Origin of the sequence: Pseudomonas sp. 18175 (assembly GCF_050432925.1) — a bacterium.
In the GTDB taxonomy this organism is placed as follows: domain Bacteria; phylum Pseudomonadota; class Gammaproteobacteria; order Pseudomonadales; family Pseudomonadaceae; genus Aquipseudomonas.
Genome location: NZ_JBKFTO010000016.1, coordinates 19,897 through 38,640 on the forward strand (window position 1 = coordinate 19,897; position 18,744 = coordinate 38,640).

Annotated in this window: 21 protein-coding genes; 14 read left to right on the plus strand and 7 right to left on the minus strand. The window is 60.7% G+C overall.

Translation table 11 applies throughout. The features are described from left to right. Nucleotides 1–13: 13 nt before the first annotated feature. Complete coding sequence (locus ACLD1Y_RS21270) at nucleotides 14–1,822, minus strand: monovalent cation:proton antiporter-2 (CPA2) family protein (RefSeq protein ID WP_429479775.1); 1,809 nt, start codon at nucleotides 1,820–1,822, stop codon at nucleotides 14–16. A 242-nt stretch (nucleotides 1,823–2,064) separates the two neighbouring features. Here ACLD1Y_RS21270 and ACLD1Y_RS21275 point away from each other — a divergent pair, with 242 nt between their 5' ends. After that, on the plus strand, nucleotides 2,065–2,430 hold the full coding sequence (locus ACLD1Y_RS21275) for a type II toxin-antitoxin system RelE/ParE family toxin (RefSeq protein WP_429479776.1): 366 nt from the start codon (nucleotides 2,065–2,067) through the stop codon (nucleotides 2,428–2,430). Further along, entirely contained in the window at nucleotides 2,423–2,728 is a 306-nt protein-coding gene (locus ACLD1Y_RS21280) for an XRE family transcriptional regulator (protein ID WP_429479777.1), read from the plus strand. The genes ACLD1Y_RS21275 and ACLD1Y_RS21280 overlap by 8 nt, the downstream gene beginning before the upstream one ends. A gap of 1 nt (nucleotide 2,729) precedes the next feature. Here ACLD1Y_RS21280 and ACLD1Y_RS21285 read toward each other — a convergent pair whose 3' ends face one another. Further along, nucleotides 2,730–3,611, minus strand: a complete 882-nt coding sequence (locus ACLD1Y_RS21285) for an EamA family transporter (RefSeq protein WP_429479778.1) — start codon at nucleotides 3,609–3,611, stop codon at nucleotides 2,730–2,732. Nucleotides 3,612–3,714: 103 nt separating this feature from the next. On the opposite strand from ACLD1Y_RS21285, the gene ACLD1Y_RS21290 reads away from it, so the two are divergent. The 3 genes from ACLD1Y_RS21290 to ACLD1Y_RS21300 all read left to right on the plus strand — a co-directional run bounded on the left by ACLD1Y_RS21290 (nucleotide 3,715) and on the right by ACLD1Y_RS21300 (nucleotide 7,499). Further along, a complete protein-coding gene (locus tag ACLD1Y_RS21290) occupies nucleotides 3,715–4,497 on the plus strand; it encodes a helix-turn-helix domain-containing protein (protein WP_429479779.1) in 783 nt (260 codons plus the stop codon). Between the two features lie 87 nt (nucleotides 4,498–4,584). After that, a complete protein-coding gene (locus ACLD1Y_RS21295; RefSeq protein WP_429479780.1) occupies nucleotides 4,585–6,141 on the plus strand; it encodes a DUF726 domain-containing protein in 1,557 nt (518 codons plus the stop codon). Nucleotides 6,142–6,179: 38 nt separating this feature from the next. Beyond that, nucleotides 6,180–7,499, plus strand: a complete 1,320-nt coding sequence (locus ACLD1Y_RS21300) for an Nramp family divalent metal transporter (protein WP_429479781.1) — start codon at nucleotides 6,180–6,182, stop codon at nucleotides 7,497–7,499. A 17-nt stretch (nucleotides 7,500–7,516) separates the two neighbouring features. Here ACLD1Y_RS21300 and ACLD1Y_RS21305 read toward each other — a convergent pair whose 3' ends face one another. The 3 genes from ACLD1Y_RS21305 to ACLD1Y_RS21315 all read right to left on the minus strand — a co-directional run bounded on the left by ACLD1Y_RS21305 (nucleotide 7,517) and on the right by ACLD1Y_RS21315 (nucleotide 9,308). Beyond that, nucleotides 7,517–7,894 (minus strand): type II toxin-antitoxin system VapC family toxin, encoded by a 378-nt coding sequence (locus tag ACLD1Y_RS21305; RefSeq protein ID WP_429479782.1) that lies wholly within the window; start codon nucleotides 7,892–7,894, stop codon nucleotides 7,517–7,519. Continuing rightward, the gene (locus ACLD1Y_RS21310) at nucleotides 7,891–8,250 is read right to left on the minus strand and encodes a type II toxin-antitoxin system Phd/YefM family antitoxin (protein WP_429479784.1); all 360 of its coding nucleotides are present in this window, start codon (nucleotides 8,248–8,250) and stop codon (nucleotides 7,891–7,893) included. The genes ACLD1Y_RS21305 and ACLD1Y_RS21310 overlap by 4 nt, the downstream gene beginning before the upstream one ends. Before the next feature lie 125 nt (nucleotides 8,251–8,375). After that, nucleotides 8,376–9,308: a LysR family transcriptional regulator gene (locus ACLD1Y_RS21315; protein WP_429479786.1), complete on the minus strand. Its 933-nt coding sequence runs from the start codon at nucleotides 9,306–9,308 to the stop codon at nucleotides 8,376–8,378. Nucleotides 9,309–9,425: 117 nt separating this feature from the next. On the opposite strand from ACLD1Y_RS21315, the gene ACLD1Y_RS21320 reads away from it, so the two are divergent. The 5 genes from ACLD1Y_RS21320 to ACLD1Y_RS21340 all read left to right on the plus strand — a co-directional run bounded on the left by ACLD1Y_RS21320 (nucleotide 9,426) and on the right by ACLD1Y_RS21340 (nucleotide 12,468). Next, entirely contained in the window at nucleotides 9,426–9,914 is a 489-nt protein-coding gene (locus ACLD1Y_RS21320) for a DMT family transporter (RefSeq protein WP_429479787.1), read from the plus strand. Nucleotides 9,915–9,918: 4 nt separating this feature from the next. Next, nucleotides 9,919–10,374 (plus strand): DMT family transporter, encoded by a 456-nt coding sequence (locus ACLD1Y_RS21325; RefSeq protein WP_429479788.1) that lies wholly within the window; start codon nucleotides 9,919–9,921, stop codon nucleotides 10,372–10,374. A 78-nt stretch (nucleotides 10,375–10,452) separates the two neighbouring features. Next, nucleotides 10,453–11,217 (plus strand): AraC family transcriptional regulator, encoded by a 765-nt coding sequence (locus tag ACLD1Y_RS21330; protein WP_429479789.1) that lies wholly within the window; start codon nucleotides 10,453–10,455, stop codon nucleotides 11,215–11,217. Between the two features lie 89 nt (nucleotides 11,218–11,306). Next, entirely contained in the window at nucleotides 11,307–11,480 is a 174-nt protein-coding gene (locus ACLD1Y_RS21335; protein ID WP_429479790.1) for a DUF1427 family protein, read from the plus strand. A gap of 28 nt (nucleotides 11,481–11,508) precedes the next feature. Then, nucleotides 11,509–12,468, plus strand: coding sequence for a quinone oxidoreductase family protein (locus tag ACLD1Y_RS21340; protein ID WP_429479792.1), 960 nt, complete (start codon nucleotides 11,509–11,511; stop codon nucleotides 12,466–12,468). Between the two features lie 197 nt (nucleotides 12,469–12,665). On the opposite strand, the gene ACLD1Y_RS21345 is transcribed toward ACLD1Y_RS21340, so the two are convergent. Next, nucleotides 12,666–13,571, minus strand: a complete 906-nt coding sequence (locus tag ACLD1Y_RS21345; RefSeq protein WP_429479793.1) for an AraC family transcriptional regulator — start codon at nucleotides 13,569–13,571, stop codon at nucleotides 12,666–12,668. Nucleotides 13,572–13,780: 209 nt separating this feature from the next. On the opposite strand from ACLD1Y_RS21345, the gene ACLD1Y_RS21350 reads away from it, so the two are divergent. Beyond that, complete coding sequence (locus tag ACLD1Y_RS21350; RefSeq protein WP_429479795.1) at nucleotides 13,781–15,091, plus strand: ABC transporter substrate-binding protein; 1,311 nt, start codon at nucleotides 13,781–13,783, stop codon at nucleotides 15,089–15,091. Between the two features lie 19 nt (nucleotides 15,092–15,110). Further along, on the plus strand, nucleotides 15,111–15,884 hold the full coding sequence (locus ACLD1Y_RS21355) for an L-iditol 2-dehydrogenase (RefSeq protein ID WP_429479796.1): 774 nt from the start codon (nucleotides 15,111–15,113) through the stop codon (nucleotides 15,882–15,884). 143 nt (nucleotides 15,885–16,027) lie between these two features. Here the strand turns inward: ACLD1Y_RS21355 and ACLD1Y_RS21360 are convergent, their stop codons facing one another. Then, nucleotides 16,028–16,720: an NUDIX hydrolase gene (locus ACLD1Y_RS21360; RefSeq protein ID WP_429479797.1), complete on the minus strand. Its 693-nt coding sequence runs from the start codon at nucleotides 16,718–16,720 to the stop codon at nucleotides 16,028–16,030. Between the two features lie 147 nt (nucleotides 16,721–16,867). On the opposite strand from ACLD1Y_RS21360, the gene ACLD1Y_RS21365 reads away from it, so the two are divergent. After that, entirely contained in the window at nucleotides 16,868–17,515 is a 648-nt protein-coding gene (locus ACLD1Y_RS21365) for a nicotinamidase (RefSeq protein ID WP_429479799.1), read from the plus strand. Nucleotides 17,516–17,526: 11 nt separating this feature from the next. After that, nucleotides 17,527–18,744 carry a nicotinate phosphoribosyltransferase gene (pncB, locus tag ACLD1Y_RS21370; RefSeq protein WP_429479800.1) on the plus strand — a complete coding sequence of 406 codons (1,218 nt, stop codon included), beginning with the start codon at nucleotides 17,527–17,529 and terminating at the stop codon, nucleotides 18,742–18,744.

Below are 18,744 nucleotides of genomic sequence, written 5' to 3' on the forward strand. Positions count from 1 at the left end.
TTCACCTGTGGCCTCACACCTTGTCGGACTCTTCCTCGAGCCGGTCCATCTCAAACAGTCGCGCCAGTTCCGTCCGCGCTTCCTGGGCGCTTTGCATCACTTTGGCGGCGTCGTCATACACCGCGTGTTGGGCGGCCAACAGTTGCAGGTCGTGGTTCTTGAAGCGGGTGATGCGTGCATCGGCCTGGGCCTGGGTCAATCCGAGGCCCACCAGGGTGCGGCGGCTCATTTCCAGGCTGGAATAGAACGTCTCGCGCACCGGTGAGGCGTCCAGGTCCACCAGGCGGTGCACATGCTGGCGGTTACGGGCGCGGGCGATGATCTTCATGTGCGGGTAGAGGTTGCGCACCAGTTCGGCGGTCTTGATGTTGATCTCCGGGTCGTCCATGGCGATCACGAAGAACTCCGCCTGATCGACCTTGGCCGCGTGCAGGATCTCGGGGCGTTGCGGGTCGCCGTAGAACACCGGCATGCCGCCGAAGCTACGGGTCAGTTCGATGGTTTCCACCGAGGTGTCCAGGGCGATGAACGAGATGTTCTGCGCGCGCAGGATCCGCGCGACGATCTGGCCCATCCGGCCCATGCCGGCGATGACCACGCGGGGCGCATCGCTTTCGATGGTGCGGTATTCCTCGGGGATTTCCACCGGTTTGACCTTGGGTTTGAACAGCTTCGGGCATACCAGCAACAGCAGTGGGGTCACGGCCATGGACAGGGTGATGGTGAGCACCAGCACGTCATAGAGGTGGGGTTCGAACAGGCCCTGGTCGCGGCCGATCTTGAAGACCACGAAGGCAAATTCACCGCCCGCCGCCAGTACCACGCCCAGGCGCAGCGCGCTTTCGCGATTGAGGTCGCCCACCAAGCGACCGACTGCATAGAGCAGGGGCAGCTTCAAACCGATCAGCAACAAGGTCAGGCCGATCACCACCAGCGGTGAACTGAGCAGCAGGCTGAGGTTGGCGCCCATGCCCACGCTGATAAAGAACAGTCCCAGCAGCAGGCCCTTGAACGGTTCGATCTGGGATTCGAGTTCGTGGCGGTATTCCGAGTCCGCCAGCAGCAAACCGGCGAGGAACGCCCCTAACGCCATGGACACGCCCACCAGCTCCATCAGCCAGGCGGTGCCGATCACCACCAGCAACGCGGTGGCGGTGGACACTTCCCGCAGCCCGGTCTTGGCGACGATGCGAAACACCGGTCGCAACAGGTAGCGCCCACCGATGATCACCACGGCAATGCTGCCGAGGATTTGCAGCACATGTTGCAGGCCCTGGGCTTCGGTGGTGGGGTGATCGCTGCCGGCGAGCAGCGGCACCATGGCGATCAGCGGGATGGCGGCGATGTCCTGGAACAGCAAAATTGCGAACGCCAGGCGCCCATGGGGTTGGTTCAACTCCTTGCGCTCGGCCAGGCTTTGCAGGCCAAACGCGGTGGACGACAACGCCAGGCCCAGGCCCAGCACGATGGCGCTGTTCCACGACTGGCCAAACAACCATAGCGCCACCACGCCCATCACCAGGCCGGTGAGCAACACCTGGGCCAGGCCGACACCGAACACCGCCTTGCGCATCACCCATAAGCGCTTGGGCGATAGCTCCAGGCCGATGATGAACAGCAGCAGCACCACCCCAAGCTCCGAGAACTGCGCCACGCTTTGCGGGTTACCCACCAAGCCTAGAACCGATGGGCCGATGAGCACACCGGCGAACAGGTAGCCCAGCACGGCGCCCAATTGCAGGCGCTTGGCCAGCGGCACGGTGAGCACGGCCGCGAGCAAAAACACCACGGCTGCTTGTAACAGGTTGCCTTCATGGGGCATGGGGAACTCCAGGATCTTCAAAACCAATCAACAGGAGCGTATTAGAGCGCTTTTTACATTTTGAAAATTGTGTTTTTGCTGCGTGTGGACGTGATATCGCGCCTTTTCTCAAAGGGATCGGCGTTCAATGCCGGGTTGGAAAGACGTACAGACAATTTCCCAGGGGCGGTGGATGGAAGCCTGGCCGCTTCATCTTCTACTTTTTAAGTTCTTGAGTTTATATTCCTTGGATGGAATATTTCATGAGCTGGGAAATTGAATACACGGATGAATTCGCAAGCTGGTGGGATGAACTCGGAACAAAGGAGCAGATTTCGGTCTCCGCCAGCGTTGATCTACTTGGGCTGTTCGGGCCAGGCTTGGGCTTCCCCCATAGCAGCGATATCAAGGGCTCCCGGCATGGCAACTTGAGGGAGTTACGCGTACAGCACGCAGGCCGGCCATTTCGAGAGTTGTATGCATTTGATCCACGACGATGCGCGTTATTGCTAATCGGCGGGGATAAGACTGGGCGACGTCGCTGGTATGAGGAGCACGTGCCGACGGCAGAAAAACTGTATGACGTACATTTGGAAACATTGCGTAAAGAGGGCCGTAACCATGGCTAAGAAATTCGCTGAGCTGCAAGCGCTTATGACGCCCGAATCCCGAGCGCAAGCCAAGCTGTTGTTCCAGCAACACCTGCAGGAAATGCCCCTGCATGAGCTGCGCAAGGCTCAGAAACTGAGTCAGCAAAGCCTGGCCAAGGCTTTGAATATCAACCAGGCGGCGGTCTCCAAGATGGAGCGGCGCACCGATATGTACATCAGCACGTTGCGTGACTACATTCGCGCAATGGGCGGTGAGCTGGAAATTATTGCGACGTTTCCCGATGGTCAGGTGAAAATCGACAATTTCGGTTGTTGAGTCAGCCGCATTGATCTTGTGTTGGCAGCGCGGGCTTGCGATACAACCCCACCGCCAACCCCACGAGGATGATGCCGATGCAGATCAGGTTCGGCATAGAAATCCGCTCACCCAGAATCACCATCGAGCTGGCAATGCCAAACACCGGAATCAGCAACGACAGCGGCGCCACGGTGGAGACCGGGTAGAGCTTGAGCAGCGAATTCCAGCCCCAGTAGGCAAAGTGGGTGGCCAGGTACACCTGGAACAGGATCGATCCGATGGCCGTGGCGTCAAGGCTCGCTGGCAGGCCTTCGAATGTGGCGCTGCCTTGCATCCACCAAGCCATCAGGAACAGGGGGATCGGCGGGAACAGGCTGGCCCACACCATGAACGAGAAGATTTCCTGCACCCCCGATTGTTTGATGATGACGTTGCCGATGCTCCAGGCCAGCGCGCTGAGCACGATCAGCATGACCCCCAGCACGGCGTGGCTGCCGTCTTGGGTGAGGATGATTCCCGACAGGCCGATCAAGGCAAGGCCGGCGCCGACCAGTTGGGCGTCACGCAGGTTTTCATTGAACAGCACGACACCCCAACCCAAGGTGAAAAAGACGCTGAGCTGGATGATCAACGAGGCGATCCCCGGACTGACGCCAGCCTGAATGCCGTAGTTGACCACCCCCCACATGCCCAGACCGAAAATCACCCCGTAAGCGGCTACATAGCGAAAGGGCACGGCGGGCCGCTTGATGAAGAACACCAGCGGTAAGGCGGCGAGGGCAAAGCGGATGCCGGTCAGTACAAAGGGGTCAATGCCGCGCAGGCCGAGTTTGGTAATGGGAAAGTTCAGGCCCCAGACGAGGGTGACGAGTACGGCAAGTGCGAGGTGTTTTTTCAGCATGGACAATCCCTTGTTCAAGCAGGCGTGATTGAAGGCGTCAAGGTTATTGCGCAACGCAGTGGCCCGCTTGCTATGCCAGGTCATAGTTTGACAATATCGGGCCATGATCCCGATTTTTACCCCTGATGACCCCCATGCAGTAGTGACGCTGCACGAATATGCGTCCGGCACGGTGTTTGCGCGGCACACCCATGATCGTGGCCAGTTCGCCTACGCCTCCACGGGTGCCTTGAAGATGTTTACCGATCTGGGCAATTGGGTCGTGCCGCCGCAGCGTGCGATCTGGGTGCCCCCTGGCGTCGCCCACGAAATGCATATGCGCGGTGATGTGGTCATGCTCAACGTCTACCTGGATGAGTGCGCCGCCCGGGCAGCCGGTTTGCAGGCGCACTGTCAGGTGTTCGAGGTGTCGCCGCTGCTCAGGCATTTGCTGGAAGCGGCGCTGGCAATCGACCCGGCTGCACCGTCCAGTGTCCGGCAGCGTTGTGTGTTGACGCTGCTGATCGATGAAATCGGCGCCATGCCCGAATTACCCCTTAGCGCGCCGCTACCCGCCGAACCTCGGTTGGCCCGTGCCTGCCAGCGCTTTCTGGAGGCCCCCATGCAATCGCTGTCACTCGATGCGATGGCTCAATGGTCGAGCATGAGCCGGCGCACTTTTACTCGACAGTTCCTTGAGCACACGGGCATGACCTTCGTGGCCTGGCGGCAACAGGTGTGCCTGCTGGAAGCCACCGCCCGGCTCAGCCATGGCGCGTCTATCACCGAGGTGGCGTTGGCATTGGGTTTCAGCAGCTCCAGTGCGTTTACCTCAGTGTTCCGCCGCAACCTGGGGGACTCCCCGGCACGCTACCTGGCCAAGTCCAGGGCCGCCTCGCTGTTCTGATGACTACACGCGCCGGTCAGGATTCATCTCGCTCTCAGCCACGCTTTGTTACTATCGCCGTCCCTTGTCACCAGGAGTCACCGGCCCATGCAGCACCAGTGGGATGAAATGCACCGCACCCGCAAGCCCACGTTTGTACTGTGTGGCGAGCCCCAGGGGGATGTGCTCAATCTCTATGTTCACGGTTATTCGGCGTTCTTTAACCGGCAACAACTGGGCAACTTCAAGCAACAGCTGGCGAGCATCGAAGGCTCGACCAACCTGATGCTGTTCTGGCCGGCGGGGCATTTCCTGGAAAACCTGTTTGCCCCGTTCAAGGACGTGATCGGCGCCATGCTCGGCGGCGGCAGCCTGGGGGCGGCGACGGTGGGGGTGGGCAAGGCGATTGCGTATTTTCTCGACCATTATAAAAGTGTCGAGGCGCGGGTGGACGAGGTGGCCAAGAGCTTGTTGCCGGAGTTGGCCAGCTACCTGCACGGTGAGTCCTTGGAGGTGCGGCGTATCAACCTGATCGGGCACTCCCTGGGGGCCAGGATTTTGGTCAAGAGCCTGCTGGCCAGCCCGGAAACCGCCCGCGAATTGCCGTTGGACAACCTGTTGCTGATGGGCGGGGCGATCTGTACGTCCAGCCCATGGGACGAAGTGGCGGCGCCGCTGAAGGGGCGGGTGATCAACTGTCACTCCAGCAAGGACTGGGCCCTGGCCATGAAGCCGGACACCGAGCGTTGCATCGGTCGTTATGCGATTCCGGTCACGCCGGCGCTCAAGGCCAAGGTCAGCAACGTGCATTTGGCCACCTTCGATCACGCAGCCTATTGGCCGCAGTTGCAGACCGTGGTGCAGTACACCGACCTGTTGCACGAGCGGCGCGGCATGATTCGCGCTGACCAGCGCAGCAGCGAGGTGCGTTTTGCCGAGGAGGATGCAGACCTGTTTGCGGCCTTGGTGCAGGCACGGCCGGAGGAATTGACGTTTCTCGCCGAGTTGATGGCGCAAAAGCGCAGTGCATCCATCGATGCCAGTGTGCGTGAGCCGCTCAAGCTGGCCATCGAGTTGCAACGCATGGGCGGCGATACCTTTATGAACCTGGCCCGTGGGCATGGCGTGAGTTACCGCCAGATCGCCGAAGATGTGGTGCAACGGCTGGGGATCAAGTTTGATGGTCCCTTGGGTAGCGTGGCGCTGGCGGACCTGGAAGCCCTGGCCGCGGAAAAACTCATCGAGCAGTACAAAGACAAACTCAGTAGCGCCGACCGGCTAATGTTCGACGCCGAACTCAAGGCCGCTGCGCAAAAAGAGCAAGGCCTGTTCAGCCGGTTCGATATCGGCCGCTCGGCCACCACCGCCTTGAGCGGTACGGCACTGGCGGGGCTGACCGGGTTTATCGTGCGTCGGGGAGCGGCCACGGCAATCCCGGTGGTAGGCCAGGCGTTGGCGGCGGCGATGCTGCTGGTGAGCGGCGTCCGCGCGTTTTCCGGCCCGGCGTATTCGATCACCACCCTGGCGGTGCTGGTGGTCGGCGTGATTCGCCAGCGCATGGAGCGTGAGGCGCTGAACCAGGAAATGGACCTGGTGGTGCAAGTGGTCGAAGCCTTCGACCTGCCGCGGGACACGGTAATGCGCACGGTTGTGTCCGACTGCTAAGCTGCGCGTCTATCGAGTGTGTTTGCCTGGGATACCGCGTGAAATTCAGCCTGCCGAAAATCGCTACCGCCCCGTTCTGCCCGCCGGAAGTGGCCGGCTCCGTCGCCGTTGACCCCAAGGCGTCTTTTTTTAAACGCATGCTGATGTTCGCCGGCCCCGGCCTGTTGATCTCCATCGGCTACATGGACCCGGGCAACTGGGCCACGGCCATCGAGGCTGGGTCGCGCTACGGCTACAACCTCTTATTTGTGGTGTTGCTGGCCAGCCTGGCCGGGATGGCCGTGCAATGCCTGTGTTCTCGGCTGGGCATCGCCACCGGCAAGGATTTGGCGCAACTGTGCCGCGAGCGCTACAGCAAACGCTCGGCCCGTACTCAATGGCTGCTGGCGGAAATCTCTATCATTGCCACGGACCTCGCCGAAGTGCTGGGTTGTGCCCTGGCGTTTCACCTGCTGCTGGGCGTATCGCTGACCACCGGCATCGTTATCACCGCCTTCGACACCTTGCTGATCCTGGCCCTGCAAAATCGAGGGTTCCGCCGCTTGGAAGCGATCATGCTGGCGCTGGTGGCAACCATTGGCGTGTGTTTCTTTATCGAGCTGGTGCTGATCAAACCCTATTGGCCGGATGTGCTCAGCGGCTTTACGCCGTCACTGTCGGCCATCAGCGATGCCGCGCCGCTGTACCTGGCCATCGGCATTCTCGGTGCCACGGTGATGCCCCATAACCTCTACCTGCACACCTCCATTGTGCAGACCCGCCTGTTCGGCAAGGACCTGGCCAGCAAGCAGGACGCGGTCAAGCTGGCGCGCATCGACACCATCGGCTCCCTGGCCTTGGCGTTGTTGGTGAACGCGGCGATCCTGGTCCTGGCGGCTGCGGCGTTTCACAACACCGGCCACGCAGATGTGGTCGAGATCCAGGATGCCTACCACCTGCTCGACCCACTGGTCGGCGGCGCATTCGCCAGCATTCTGTTCGGCGTTGCGCTGCTGGCCTCCGGGCAAAGCTCGACCTTCACCGGTACCATCGCCGGGCAAGTGATCATGGAGGGCTATCTCAATTTGCGTATTCCCTGCTGGCAACGGCGCTTGATCACTCGGGGTTTGGCGCTGATCCCCGCGTTTCTCGGTGTGTGGCTGATGGGCGACGAGGCCATTGGCAAATTGCTGATCCTCAGCCAAGTGGTGCTCAGCCTGCAGTTGCCGTTTGCGCTGTATCCGTTGATTCGCATGACGGGCGACAAACAGCTGATGGGGCCGTTTGTGAATCGGCTGCCGACCAAGGTGCTGGCGTGGTTTTTGTTTACGGTGATCAGTGGTGCGAATGCGTGGTTGATTGGGCAGTGGGTGTTTTGAGTCAGTGAGGGATCGCCCTACACCAAAATCGCCAGGGATGTGTATTGGGCGACCTGCGGATCGGCGGTTACCAGTCGCATTGGCTCGTTCAGGGCGACTGAGACAATGAGTCGATCAAATGGATCTTTGTGGTGACGTTCAAGATCTTTAACGGCTACGGCGTGTTCGGTGGTGACAGGTAGCTCGACTATCCCGCTTTCAATGCACGACTCACGAGCTTTGCTCAGGTCGATAGTGAGCTTACCCAAGCCGACCTTGATTGCCATTTCCCAGAAAGTTGCCGCGCTGACGTATATCTCGGCAGCTTCCTCAATCAACGATTGAGCTTCGCTGGAGAGCTTAGGGTCATCAGTCAGCGCCCAAAGCAAAATATGGGTGTCGAGCAGTAGCCTCATGAAAGGTTGCCTTCGAAGGCGTCCAGGAGATCGTCTGGTAGCGGCGCATCAAAGTCATCGGGAACGACGAACATGCCTTTCATTGCGCCAATGCGTGATTTTTTGGGCTTTTCCAGGGGGACAAGTTGCGCTATTGCACGGCCATGTTTGGAAATGGTGATGATTTTGCCGGATGCCGCCTCATCAACCAGTTGTGACAGATTGTTTCTGGCTTCACCCAAGGGCACGATAATCATGGGAAGGTCCCCGTGTTTTGGCCAACTATAACCAAAGGCAGGTGAGCTGTCGGAGACGGCCTGACAACTGGCCGAGGCGACTCGCTCAGCACGGGATTGTTTGTGGTACTTGAAGCTCATGGCATCTCTCCGAAAAAGATTTCGCCAAAGTCTGCCGTAGTACACGCTGCCTAAAAATAGTGGCCCGCAAAATCAGAACGGACCTACTTTCCTACATCGGAAATATCCTCAAAACCCTCCACGCATCACCGATCCCAATACGGCACCGTCCCAAAGCACTCCACAAAATAATCAATCACCGTGCGCACCTTCAGCGACAACCGCCGGCTCCCCGGCCATAGTGCCGCGATTTGCTGCGGCTCCAGTGTGGTCGCCACCTCGTACTCCGTCAGTACCGCCTGTAGCGTGCCGGCCCGCAGGCCTTCGCCAATCAGCCAGGACGGAAACACCACTAGCCCCAGGCCCTGTTCGGCGGCGTGGGTGAGGGTGTCGGCGTGGTTGCCGGTGATGGGGCCTTTGACGCTGTAGGGCGTCCAGTCGTCATTGTTGCGGCGGAAGAACCAGCGTTGTTGGCCGGTGATGCCTTTGTAGGCCAGGCATTGGTGGTGAGCCAGTTCGTCTGGGTGACGGGGCGTGCCATGTTTGGCCAGGTAGGCCGGGCTGGCGGCGATGCGAAAACGCTGGGGGGCGAAGATACGCGCCTGCATGCCGGAGTCGTTGAGCACGCCGATGCGAAACAGCAGGTCGGTGCCATCTTGCAGGGGGTCGACGTAGGTGTCGGTTTGCTGGATATCCAGTTGCAGTTTGGGGTAGCGGCGACACAACTCGCCCAGCCACGGCGAGAGATGGCGTTGGCCAAACACCATCGGTGCGTTGATGCGCACCAGGCCGCTGGGTTCGCTTTCCTGTTCCTGCAGGGCCTGGCCGGCGGCCTCCAACTGCTCCAGCATCAGGCGCGCATGGCGCCCCAGCAGGCGCCCGGCCTCGGTGGGGCTGACGGCGCGGGTGTGGCGATATAGAAGTTGTTGACCAAGGGCCTGTTCCATCAACTGGACTTGGCGGGAGATGGAAGAGGGCGCCAGGCCTTCGCGGCGTGCCACTTCGGAAAAACTGCCCAAATCCAGCACCGCCACGAACAGGCGTAGCGCCTTGAAACTTAATTCATTCAAACCCTGCATAGTGGCTCCGGTCTGTGCGTTTTGCGCAAAGGTGTTGTCTGCATGCTCCCATTTATCGCACAGCGCGGCCACCGGATAATGCGCGCCATGTTTCCTTTCTTGAAATGCGGGTGATGTATGCAGGCGAGTTCCATCGAGGGCGTGGCGCAGGCCGTGCCGAAAAAAAACGGGTTGCGGCTGCTGTTGCTGCCGCTGGTGATACTGGCGGGCATGGGCTTGTCGGTGGAGGCCGGGTTGCTGGGGCCCCTGGGTGTGCAAGTAGGGCACTTGTGGGCGACCTTGAGCATCTTTGGCGTGGGCTCGGCGATTCTGTTTTTGCTGCTTCTGTTCAGCGGCCCGCAAAAGGGCCCGGCACTGACAGACCTGCCGCGCTGGCAGTTGATCGGCGGGTTCCTGGGGCCGATGTATGTGGTGGTGCTGACCCTTGCCACGCCCCATATCGGTATTGCCATGACCATGATCGCGATTCTGTCGGGCCAGGTGGGCAAGAGCGTGCTGATTGACCACTTCGGCTGGTTCGGCACCGCACGCAAGCGGGTCAACAGTGAGCGCTGGATCGCGCTGGCGTTGATTGTGGCGGCACTTGTTTTGATTGCACGAGGGTAAGGCGATGAATTTGATTCTGTTATTGGTGCTGGTGATCGCCGCGGGCGCGGTATTGAGTGTGCAGGCCGCAATCAACGGGCGTTTGGGTCAGACCGTGGGCGTGTTGCGCAGCAGCTTGCTGACGTTTGCCGTGGGGGCATTGACCACCGCGCTGCTGATCTTTTTCTTTGAGCCGGCCCAGGCGGTCAGCTTGCTGGACGTTCCGAAATGGCAACTGACCGGCGCCTTGTTCGGCGTGGTGTACATGATGGTGATGGTCGGCGCGGTGCCGGTTGTGGGTACTGCGGTGGCGACCGTGGCGGTGATTGTCGGGCAACTGGGCATGGGCATGCTGATCGACAACTTCGGCTGGCTGGGCAACCCGGCAATTGAATTGTCCGGCAGCCGTATTGTGGCGATGGCCTTGTTGGCGCTGGCGCTGGTATTCATGTATCGCAGCAATACCCGCCAGGTCGATTAACCCCATTTGGCTTTGGGTTGTTCCAGTGGTCGGGAGGTTATTACCATGACGGCCTACCTTTGATCGATGCCCACTCCCATGGCCCTCGCTGCACCCCCCGACCTCAGTGACCACGCCGTTCCCGTGCAGCCCCTGGCCCGCACCTACCCGCGTGGTTTGTACATCGAACCCCATAGCCACGACTGGGGCCAGTTGCTCTACGCCATGAGCGGGGTGATGTGGGTCGAGACCCCCCGCGAAGCCTTGGTGGTACCCCCGCAGCGCGCCGTATGGCTGCCGCCCGGTGTGGAACATGGGATTCGCGTGGTATCGGACTTGCAGATGCGCAATATCTACCTACGCCCGGCCCTGGCGGCGACGCTGGACAGCCAGGTGCAGGTGATCGAGGTCGGTGGCCTGCTGCGCGAGCTGATCGTCACGCTGGTGGATGAGGGCGACAACGGTGACGCCGCTTACTACGACGCCTTGGTCGGCCTGGCGCTGCTGGAGTTGCAGCGTGCGCGGCGCTCACCGATCCGCATTGCCATGCCGGTGGATGCCGACCGCCGTTTGATCACCGCCTGCCAAGCAGTCATGGCGGCGCCTTCCCTGGATATCCCCTTTGAACATCACGCCGAAGCAGCCGGTGCCAGCGTGCGCACGTTGGCGCGGCTGTTCCAGAACCACTTGGGCATGGGGTTCGCCGAGTGGCGTCGCCAGGTACAGCTGGCCACGGCGGTCGCTGAGTTGATCCAGGGCGAGCCGGTCAACGCCATCGCCCGTTCACTCGGCTATTCGCCCAGCAGTTTCAGCGACATGTTCCGCCGCGAACTGGGTGTAGCGCCGTCCCTTTATTGGGGGTGAGGATTTGGCCGATAGCCTGAAGCACTTGGCCGATGCTTCAGGAATGGGCTCTCTACACTGAGCCCATCAACCCACAAGGCGCTGCTGTCATGAACTACCTGATCTCCCTCGCCATCGGCCTGTTAGTCGGCGTGATCTACGGCGCCTTGGACTTCCGCTCGCCCGCACCGCCGGCCATCGCCCTGGTGGGCCTGATGGGCATGCTGCTGGGCGAAAAGCTCTGGCCTATGGGGCGCCAGTTGGTCAACGGTTGGCTGTCCTGATCCCTTTTCCCTTCGATGGATATTGGCCATGAAAGCACTGCAATTTTCCGCCACCGGCGACCTTAATGCCTTGAGCTTCGTCGAGGTCGCTATTCCGGTGCCGGTAGCCGGCGAGGTGTTGGTTCAGATCAAAGCCGCTGGCCTCAACCCTAGCGATGTAAAAAACGTGCTTGGGCGCTTCCCCTACACCACGCTGCCGCGTATTCCCGGTCGTGATTTTGCGGGCGTTGTGGTCCAAGGCCCACAGCATCTGCTCGGCCAGGACGTGTGGGGCACGGGCCGCGACCTGGGTTTTTTTGCCGACGGTTCCCATGCCGAATACGTGAAAGTTTCAGCCAAGGGCGTCGCACTCAAACCCACCCACTTGAGCTTCGCCCAGGCCGCCAGCCTGGGCGTGCCGTACACCACCGCCTGGGATGCCCTGGAGCGCAGCGGCGTGACCCAAGGCACGCGCTTGCTGGTGATTGGGGCCAACGGCGCGGTAGGCAGTGCGGCCCTGGCCCTGGCGAAAATCCGTGGTGCCCAGGTACTGGCGGCGGTGCGTCGGCCTGAACAGGTCACGGCATTGCAGGCACAGGGTGTTGAAGCGATTGCCCTGGGCAAGCCAGACGAGCTGGGTGCGCAGGTCAACGGGGTGTTCAAGGGCGGTGCCGATGTGATCTTCGACACCACTGGGTTCTGGTTGCCGGCAGCGGTCGCAGGGCTGGCGCCGTTCGGCCGCATCGCCATCATCGCCGCGCCGGTGGACGGCCACGTGCAACTGCCGGCGTTAGCGCTGTACCGTAAGGGCGGGTCGGTGGTAGGGATCAATTCCTTGCTCTACAACTGTGAGCAATGCGCGGTCATGCTGGAGCAGTTTGGACGGTTCTTCGATGAGGGCTTGTTGCCGCTGCCCATGGGCCTGCGGGAGGTGGCGTTGGCGCAGGGGTTGCGCAGCTATGGGGCGGTGAACAGCGGTAGTGCGGACAAGATCATCTTCGTGCCTTGAAGGCTTTCGTATGGGCTGGCTTGCTGGGGTGAGCGGGCTTGCTGGGATGAGTGGGCTTGTTGTGGTGAGCGGGCTTGCCCCGCGCTGGGTGGCGAAGCCGCCCCAACAAGGGCGCTGCAGTATTCCAGCAATACCGAGGTGCCTGGATTTGGGGCGGCTTCGCCACCCAGCGCGGGGCAAGCCCGCTCACTACAAGGTCACCTGTGCCTAGGGTCTTCGCCGCGTCGGTATTCACTCGGCGTCTGTTGCATCTCGATGCGAAAGTGCCGGTTGAAGTTGGACAGGTTGGCGTAACCCACTTCAAAGCAGATGTCCGCCACCGACATCTGGCTTTGCAGCAACAGCCGGCAGGCGCGTTGTACCCGGAACTTGCGCATCAGGTCGATAAACCCATGGCCGGTATTGCGTTTGAAGAACCGCGAGAACCCAGGCTCGCTCATCTCCAATTGTTGCGCAATCTCTGAAAGGCGCACGTCACCGGTGAGTTCGCGCATCAGGTAGTCAAAGGCCTTGTTGATCCGCTCGGCGCTGCGCACGTCCAGGGTGGGGGCGTAGCAGGGGCTGGCGAGGGTTTTTATCTGGTGCGGCGGGGCATTTTTCAGGCAGTCGAGCAGCTGCAGGAACAGGATCAGTCGTTGCAGGCCGTTGGCATGGCCGATGCCTTCCATCAGGCGTGCGGCCTGCACGGCCGTTTCGCCGCTGAATTCCAGGCCGCGCCGCGCCTGGTCAAACAATGGCTGCAAATCCCCCAGTTCCGGCAGGGCCTTGCGCAAGGCGAGGAGGGCGGCGCCGTCGAATTGCAGCACCACATCGCGGCCATGCAGGTGCTCGCCGGGGGCCAGTTCGCCGATCCAGTCGTGGGGCAGGTCCGGCCCGATCAGCGCGACATGCCCGGCGCTGAACGCACCAATGTAGTCACCCGCCACCAACTTGCCGCAGCCTTGGCGGATCAGATGGATTTCGAATTCCGGGTGGTGGTTCCAGCGCGCCAGGTCGTAGGGGTAGTCGTGTTCGAACCAGCGGAAGCAGTGGTCCGGCTCGGGCAGGATCACTTCAAGTTCGGCAGGGCGGTGCTCGAACAGCTGGGCGCGGCTGGCAGGCATGAGGGGCTTCTTATGGTTCTTGGAATCGCTTCAAAATACGCGCCCAGGTCCGGTGTCGCTACCCCCGTTTTCGTGGGGGGCTGATACTTTTTTAACTTCAAGGGGGCGGTTAAAAAAGTATCAGTCGAGCATCCGCCAGGCGTTTGTGAGGGCTTGGGCAAGCTGCTGTAATCGACCTTTAACAACAAAAACAACAGGTAGAAACCGCTATGTCCAAGCTCCCGCAAGCGTTGTTCCTGCTTTCCGGCCTGGCGCTGGCCATGCCCGGCCAGGCTGCCGATACCGTCACCATCGCCACGGTCAACAACAGCGACATGATCCGCATGCAGCGCCTGTCCAAGGTGTTCGAAGCACAGCACCCGGACATCAAGCTCAATTGGGTGGTGCTCGAAGAGAATGTGTTGCGCCAGCGCCTTACTACGGACATTGCCACCCAGGGCGGGCAGTTCGACGTGCTGACCATCGGCACCTACGAAACCCCACTGTGGGGTGCCAAGCATTGGCTGGAACCGTTGACCCAGCTGCCGGCCGACTATGACGCCGACGATATCTTCCCCTCGGTGCGTCAGGGCCTGTCGGTCAACGACACCCTGTACGCCTTGCCGTTCTACGGTGAAAGCACGGTCACCTACTACCGCACGGACCTGTTCAAACAGGCTGGCCTGAGCATGCCCACGCACCCCACCTGGACCCAACTCGGTGAGTTCGCGGCCAAGCTGACGGCCAAGGACAAGGACCAATACGGTATGTGCCTGCGGGGCAAGGCGGGCTGGGGCGAGAACATCGCGCTGCTGAGCACCATGGCCAACGCCTTTGGCGCACGCTGGTTTGATGAGCAATGGAAGCCTGAGCTGACCAGCCCCGAGTGGACCGCCGCTGCCAATTTTTACGTCGATACGTTAAAAAAATATGGCCCGCCGGGGGTATCCAGCAACGGCTTCAATGAAACCCTGGCGCTGTTCAACAGTGGCAAATGCGCGATCTGGGTGGACGCCAGCGTCGCCGGTTCCTTCACCACCGACAAAAGCCAAAGCAAGGTCGCCGACAGCGTAGGTTTCGCTGCCGCGCCCACCGAAGTCACCGACAAGGGCTCGTCGTGGCTGTACGCCTGGTCCCTGGCCATTCCGGCCACCTCCAAGCACAAGGACGCGGCCAAGGCGTTTATCAGTTGGGCAACGTCCAAGGACTACATCCAACTGGTGGCCGACAAAGAAGGCATTACCAACGTACCACCGGGCACTCGCCAATCCACCTACAACGACGCCTACTTGAAGGCCGCGCCGTTCGCCCAGGTAACGTTGGAAATGATGAAACACGCCGACCCCGCACACCCTTCGGTCAAACCGGTGCCGTACGTGGGCATCCAGTACGTGACCATTCCTGAGTTCCAGGCCATTGGCACCTCGGTGGGCAAGCTGTTCTCGGCGGCGCTCACTGGTGGCATGTCGGTTGACCAGGCCTTGCTGCAGGCGCAATCCACCACCGAGCGCGAGATGAAGCGCGCCGGTTATCCCAAGTAATTGTTGACGGACATTCCCTATGAAACGACTGGAAGGTAAGAGCGCGCTGATCACCGGGTCGGCGCGTGGGATCGGCCGCGCCTTTGCCCAGGCCTATATCGACGAGGGTGCCCGTGTCGCGATTGCCGATATCAACCTGCAACGGGCGCAGGAGACTGCGGCTGAACTGGGCCCACAAGCCTACGCGGTAGAGATGGATGTGACCGACCAAGGCTCCATCGAACGTGCGATTGCTACCGTGGTGGCCCAGGCGGGCAAGCTGGATATCCTGGTCAACAACGCGGCGCTGTTCGACCTGGCACCCATTGTCGATATCACCCGTGACAGCTTTGACCGGCTGTTCTCAATCAACGTCGCCGGTACGTTGTTCACGTTGCAGGCGGCAGCGCGGCAGATGATCAGCCAGGGCCACGGCGGCAAGATCATCAACATGGCCAGCCAGGCCGGGCGCCGTGGCGAACCATTGGTGGCGGTGTATTGCGCGACCAAGGCGGCGGTAATCAGCCTCACTCAGTCCGCCGGGCTGAACTTGATCAAACAAGGCATCAACGTCAACGCCATCGCCCCCGGCGTGGTAGATGGCGAACATTGGGACGGCGTGGACGCATTGTTTGCCAAGCACGAAGGGCTGGCACCGGGTGAGAAGAAACGGCGGGTAGGGGAGGAGGTGCCGTTTGGGCGGATGGGGACGGCGCAGGATTTGACCGGGATGGCGGTGTTTCTGGCCTCTAGGGAAGCCGATTATGTGGTGGCCCAGACCTATAACGTTGATGGTGGGAACTGGATGAATTAGGACCCGTCCAGACAAAGGAGATCCCTTGTGGGAGCTGGCTTGCCTGCGATAGCGGTGATTCAGGTTATGAATGGCTGACTGACAGACCGCCATCGCAGGCAAGCCAGCTCCCACCTTTGATCCTCATTGTTGTTGGGTGGGGGCTACTCTGCAAAACTCCGATCAAAAAAATAAATCTGTCCCGGTTTCAAGACCTCCACCGTCGCCTGCGGCCTGCCGCCTTCACCATTCTTCTTGCGCCCAGTCTCACGCAAATACCCGGCCTCGGTCAGCTTTAACAAACGCTGGCGAATGCTGGTTTTCAGCACCGGCCGCGCCAGCACTTGCGAAAAGATAGTGGTCGCTTCCGGTGCACTGAATTCTCTGCCCAGGAACATCAACGGCAAGCTGCTGTACAGCGACTTGGACAACAACCGCTCCTGCACCGCCGCCACGATCAGGTTGTGATCGAACGGCAGCTTGATACTGCCATCAGCCACCGCCTCCAGCGCAAACCAGCCTTGGTGTTCAGCCAGTTGCACTTCATCCGCCACAATCGCCAGGTAGTAGGTGGACGACGACCAGCAGCGCGGGTCGCGAAATGCATCGCCGACGGTGCCCACCTGTTCGCTCCAGGCCAGGTCGAAGCCCACCTTGTCACTCGCCCGCAACCGCTCCACGGCATCCTTGAGGCTCAGGTCCTGCACGCCGCCATTGACCACCACGCCCGGCAGCGCCCAATGCCCGGCGAACGGCTCGGCTTCGCGCTTGTTCAGCAGCAGTTTGAGTTCACCCGAGGCGCGGCAATAGAACAGCACGCACAGGTCGACGGTATGCAGGTAGGCGCTAAGCGGCATGTAGGGTTCCTTTTGAACAGTGGCGGGGCACAGTCTAGCGGATCGAACAGATATGTCATGTACTGCGGGCAGCATAGATATCCAAATGTTTCTTGCAATGAAAGTACATGACGTGTACTTTTGTTTCCAGGCCACAGGAGAACCGCCATGACCCTCGCGAAAACTGCCATTGCTTCATTCGATGTCGACGCCCAGAAAAGCTTTACGCCACTGTGCCCCAACGAATTGCCGGTGGCCGGCGGCGACCAGGTCGGCGCCGAGCTTAACTTCATGGCCAGCCTTGCCGGCTATCGCGTGGGCAGCAAGGACGCCCACACGCCGCACGCGCCGTGGGTAGTGTCGCAGCACAGCGACATGCTCAAGCCCACCGGCCTGGTCCACGCCGATGTGACCTGGGTCAGCCACTGCGTACCGGGCACCGAGGGCTTCACCCTGCTGGACGAGTTGCCCACGCCCTATGACTACAATTACTTCATCTGGAAAGGCGTCGAACCCGACCTGCACCCCTACGGCGCTTGCTTCCACGACCTTCACGACAAGCTGTCCACCGGCGTCATCGAGTATTTGAAAGCCCAAGGGGTTGTCCGCGTGATCGTCGGCGGCCTGGCGCTGGACTACTGCGTCAAGACCACCGCGTTGCAACTGCTCAAGGCCGGCTTTGAGGTGGTGCTGCACTTGCCCGCCTGCCGAGGCATTACCGAGGAGGGCGGTGTGCAGGCCGTCAACGATTTGCTCAAGGCCGGTGCCGTCATCAGCAGCACCCGCGAAGAACTGGCCACGATGGCCGCGCGCTAAGGAGACACACCATGGAAAGTGCCTACGATTTTGATGCCCCGGTGATCCAGGGGTTGCTCGATACCGACTACTACACCTTCACCATGATGCAGGCTGTGTTGCACCAGTACCCCAACGTAGAAGTGGAATACAACTTCATCGTGCGTTCCAAGGAGAAACTCGGCCACCTGATCCCCGAGCTGCGCACCGAGCTTGAAAAAATGTCCGGCCTGCAGATGCGTGAAGGCGAGCTGCGCTTCCTGTTCAACCCGCGCTTTCGCGAGTACCTCACGCCCGATTACGAACGTTTCCTCGGCTTGTACCGTTTCAACCTGCGCTATATCCACGTCAGCGAAATCGACGGCCAACTGAACATCCGTGTGATCGGCCCGATGCTGCACTGCATCATGTTCGAACAGCCGGTGTTGGCGCTGGTGAGTGAGCTGCGCAACCGTGACAAATACCCCGATGTGACCCTGGAAGACGTCACCCGCAAGCTCTACCAGAAATTTGACTGGCTGGAGAAAAACCTCAGCCGCGACGAACTGGCCGACCTGCGCGTGTCCGACTTCTCTACCCGTCGGCGCCTGTCGTTCAAGGCCCAGCGCGAAGTGGTCGACATCATGCGCCGCGACTTTCCCGGCCAATTCGTCGGCACCAGCAACGCGCACCTGGCCTATGAGTTCGACCTGCCGCTGATCGGCACCATGGCCCACCAATGGCTGATGGTGCACCAGCAACTGGGGCGGCTGCGCGAAAGCCAGAACGCCGCGCTGGAAAACTGGGTGCGTGAATACCGCGGCCGTCTCGGCATAGCGCTGACCGACTGCATCAGCACGGATTTTTTCCTCAAGGACTTCGACCTGTACTTCGCCAAGCTTTACGACGGCCTGCGCCAGGACTCCGGCGACCCCATTGCCTGGGCCGATAAGGTGCTGGCCCGCTACAAGCAACTGGGTATCGACCCGATGACCAAGGACTTGATGTTCTCCGATGGCCTGAACTTCGAGAAATGCCTGCCGATCCTGCGTCACGTAAGAGGCAAGGCCAAATTCGGTTTCGGCATGGGCACCAGCCTGGCCTGTGATGTGGAAGGTGTGGAGCCGCTGAGCATCGTGATGAAACTGGTGCGAGTGCACGGCGAGCCGGTGGTTAAGTTCTCCGATGATCCGATCAAGAATGTCTGCGAAGACGCCTCGTTTTTGCAGTACGCGGCTCAGGTGTTCAATGTCGGCAGTGTGGAGGTGTGA

Excerpts from the sequence above, each read along its gene's own strand:
- ACLD1Y_RS21270 (WP_429479775.1), bottom strand. The coding sequence starts at position 1,822 with ATGCCCCATGAAGGCAACCTGTTACAAGCAGCCGTGGTGTTTTTGCTC.
- ACLD1Y_RS21275 (WP_429479776.1), top strand. The coding sequence starts at position 2,065 with ATGAGCTGGGAAATTGAATACACGGATGAATTCGCAAGCTGGTGGGAT.
- ACLD1Y_RS21280 (WP_429479777.1), top strand. The coding sequence starts at position 2,423 with ATGGCTAAGAAATTCGCTGAGCTGCAAGCGCTTATGACGCCCGAATCC.
- ACLD1Y_RS21285 (WP_429479778.1), bottom strand. The coding sequence starts at position 3,611 with ATGCTGAAAAAACACCTCGCACTTGCCGTACTCGTCACCCTCGTCTGG.
- ACLD1Y_RS21290 (WP_429479779.1), top strand. The coding sequence starts at position 3,715 with ATGATCCCGATTTTTACCCCTGATGACCCCCATGCAGTAGTGACGCTG.
- ACLD1Y_RS21295 (WP_429479780.1), top strand. The coding sequence starts at position 4,585 with ATGCAGCACCAGTGGGATGAAATGCACCGCACCCGCAAGCCCACGTTT.
- ACLD1Y_RS21305 (WP_429479782.1), bottom strand. The coding sequence starts at position 7,894 with ATGAGGCTACTGCTCGACACCCATATTTTGCTTTGGGCGCTGACTGAT.
- ACLD1Y_RS21310 (WP_429479784.1), bottom strand. The coding sequence starts at position 8,250 with ATGAGCTTCAAGTACCACAAACAATCCCGTGCTGAGCGAGTCGCCTCG.
- ACLD1Y_RS21315 (WP_429479786.1), bottom strand. The coding sequence starts at position 9,308 with ATGCAGGGTTTGAATGAATTAAGTTTCAAGGCGCTACGCCTGTTCGTG.
- ACLD1Y_RS21320 (WP_429479787.1), top strand. The coding sequence starts at position 9,426 with ATGCAGGCGAGTTCCATCGAGGGCGTGGCGCAGGCCGTGCCGAAAAAA.
- ACLD1Y_RS21325 (WP_429479788.1), top strand. The coding sequence starts at position 9,919 with ATGAATTTGATTCTGTTATTGGTGCTGGTGATCGCCGCGGGCGCGGTA.
- ACLD1Y_RS21330 (WP_429479789.1), top strand. The coding sequence starts at position 10,453 with ATGGCCCTCGCTGCACCCCCCGACCTCAGTGACCACGCCGTTCCCGTG.
- ACLD1Y_RS21335 (WP_429479790.1), top strand. The coding sequence starts at position 11,307 with ATGAACTACCTGATCTCCCTCGCCATCGGCCTGTTAGTCGGCGTGATC.
- ACLD1Y_RS21340 (WP_429479792.1), top strand. The coding sequence starts at position 11,509 with ATGAAAGCACTGCAATTTTCCGCCACCGGCGACCTTAATGCCTTGAGC.
- ACLD1Y_RS21345 (WP_429479793.1), bottom strand. The coding sequence starts at position 13,571 with ATGCCTGCCAGCCGCGCCCAGCTGTTCGAGCACCGCCCTGCCGAACTT.
- ACLD1Y_RS21350 (WP_429479795.1), top strand. The coding sequence starts at position 13,781 with ATGTCCAAGCTCCCGCAAGCGTTGTTCCTGCTTTCCGGCCTGGCGCTG.
- ACLD1Y_RS21355 (WP_429479796.1), top strand. The coding sequence starts at position 15,111 with ATGAAACGACTGGAAGGTAAGAGCGCGCTGATCACCGGGTCGGCGCGT.
- ACLD1Y_RS21360 (WP_429479797.1), bottom strand. The coding sequence starts at position 16,720 with ATGCCGCTTAGCGCCTACCTGCATACCGTCGACCTGTGCGTGCTGTTC.
- ACLD1Y_RS21365 (WP_429479799.1), top strand. The coding sequence starts at position 16,868 with ATGACCCTCGCGAAAACTGCCATTGCTTCATTCGATGTCGACGCCCAG.
- pncB (WP_429479800.1), top strand. The coding sequence starts at position 17,527 with ATGGAAAGTGCCTACGATTTTGATGCCCCGGTGATCCAGGGGTTGCTC.